2 protein-coding genes and 1 pseudogene are annotated in these 2,210 nt (G+C 37.3%); all 3 read right to left on the reverse strand.

Going from position 1 to position 2,210, the window contains the following annotated elements:
• Window positions 1–122 precede the first annotated feature (122 nt).
• Window positions 123–1,664: a CD1107 family mobile element protein gene (locus HMPREF9333_RS08145; RefSeq protein ID WP_005541311.1), complete on the reverse strand. Its 1,542-nt coding sequence runs from the start codon at window positions 1,662–1,664 to the stop codon at window positions 123–125.
• The gene (locus HMPREF9333_RS08150) at window positions 1,639–1,878 is read right to left on the reverse strand and encodes a hypothetical protein (RefSeq protein ID WP_000711884.1); all 240 of its coding nucleotides are present in this window, start codon (window positions 1,876–1,878) and stop codon (window positions 1,639–1,641) included. Before HMPREF9333_RS08150 ends, HMPREF9333_RS08145 begins: the two co-directional genes overlap by 26 nt.
• A gap of 11 nt (window positions 1,879–1,889) precedes the next feature.
• Window positions 1,890–2,210: pseudogene (locus HMPREF9333_RS08155) on the reverse strand (CHAP domain-containing protein); the annotation flags it as partial.

Here is a 2,210-nt window from a genome sequence, read left to right on the forward strand (position 1 = left end):
ATGTAAAGCTTTACATAAATCAGTTCATCTGTGTTTTCCTCCTGTTATAAATCAAAATAGGGCGAAAGATGTTACTCTCCCGCCCTAACTTTGCACTCAAAATAATATGTTTTTAGGTGCGTTTATTCTTCATCTTCTACTTCATCTGCATCATTTATTTCTTCCTCGCTTTCAGCTTCAGAAAAGAAATCATCATCTTCCTCCTCTAAGGCTTCAAGTTCTTTATCTTCTTTCTTTTTCACAACCTTAAAATAGTAGCCTGCTCCTAATGCACCACCTACTACAAGAAGCAAAATAATATAGGTTCCTAAATTACCCTTTTCGTCCTTCTTCTCAGGCTTTACTTCTTCCTTAACAGGTTCTTCTTTTACTACTTCCTGCTTTGGTGCTTCTTTTTTCTCCACCATGTTAATCAAATCATCTTCAGATACTTCCGTAAGAAGCATTACATTCTCACTATCTTCATCATGATTGATGATTAAATAAAAGGTCTTACCGTTTTTCGTTTGAAAGGTAATAAACTGCCTTGCATCTGCCGAATACTGATCCGTTTCTTTGTTATCGCTGCTATCTCCATGATGAATCGGATACTCCTTATTTGCATTATCTTTATTCTCCGTAACGGATGCTCTCGTCTTTGACGGAGATGAAGCCACACCCTTATTGGTGTTTACGCTCTTACTCGTACCATCCATTGATGAATCCTGACTGTTATTCGCAGGAGCTTTTGCCGTCAACTTATTGGGATAGCGAACTTCCTTTTCTTTCTCCTTTACTTCCGTTTTGCCTTTGTCGGTATCCTTTGTAGTATTACCTGAGCTTACCGAATCCGATGAGCCTTTACCGGTACTACTTACAGAAGTCTGTGGTGTTTGATGAGAAATACCTGAACTTGTCTTAATTCCGGAAATAGGACTAATCGGTGTAACTGATTGTGATGTTACAGGAGCTTTATTTGTTTCAGTTGCCTTTTTCTCAAGCTCTTTCACCTTTTCCGTCAGCTTATCTATTTCCTTTTTCATATCTTCTGATAAGTCCTTATTTCCCTTATCTTTCTTCATTTTTTCTTTCAGGATATCAATTTCATCTTCAAGGTTTTTAATTTTATTCTTTTGCTTATCACTTAATTTGTCTTTGTCCTTAAGTTCGCAATTTAACTTATCAAGTTTATCCTGAAGCTCTTTTGCCTCTTTTTCTATTTTTGAAATATCGTCTTTAGAAAGCTCTGTCTGCGTTCCCTTATCTTCTGTCTGAGTGCATTCATCCTGCTTTGGCTTTTCTTCTTCCGTCTGCGTTTCCTTATCCTTAACCTCCATCTTTGCTACCTTACGGATAATCTCATCTTTTCCATCTCCCTTTACCTCATAAAACAGAAACTCATCAATGAATTTCATATCATCTGGGAGCATTGGAAGATCTCCGCTATCAATAAGTTGTCCTTTCTCAGCCTTTATCTTTTCTTCCTTAAAGACCTTTTCATCTTCAAAGATATACCTTACATTTACTTCAACTTCCGTTTGAACAGCTTCGTTTTTTGTTGGAGCTTCAGATTTTTGCTCCTGTGCATAAACAACCGTCCAAAGACCTAAAATACAACTAATACTTACAATTACCGCAAGTGCTACCGTCCAAAACTTATTATTCTTTTTCAAACTGGTTTTCATTTGTTTTCTCCTTTTTCATTTCTGCTTTTTGTCTGTTTACCTTTGCCATCAAATCGCTGATTGTGATGTTATTCTTTCTGCAAATGGCAATGATTTCTTCATTTTCAAGCTCTTCTTCACGAATGAATAAAGGCTCCAATTCTTCATCAATCAGAGCCTTTTTATCATTTAACTTCTTTATTCTGTTTTTTACTGCTATCAGTTCCTTTTTCAAATTCTTACCTCCTATTTCTTTACATTTGGCGGAAAACCGAATCCTACGGGATGGTGCTTACAAAATGTTGCTATCCAATCATCTAAGGTAGTTACTCTTATTCGACCGATGTTATCAATCACTTTTCCATCTCCAATGTAAATACCTACATGACCATAGGTAAGCCCTGCACTGCTTCCGCTACTGCTGCTTTCGACTGCCACAAGCATTCCGACCTTGAGCTTTGACCTGTCTGATGTAAAGGTATAGTTTCGGTACATATCACAGGCATTCCCGCCTATATATCCAAGTCCTGCATTTTGATAGACCTGTGATACCCACATCTGAGACAC

Origin of the sequence: Johnsonella ignava ATCC 51276, assembly GCF_000235445.1 — a bacterium.
In the GTDB taxonomy this organism is placed as follows: domain Bacteria; phylum Bacillota; class Clostridia; order Lachnospirales; family Lachnospiraceae; genus Johnsonella; species Johnsonella ignava.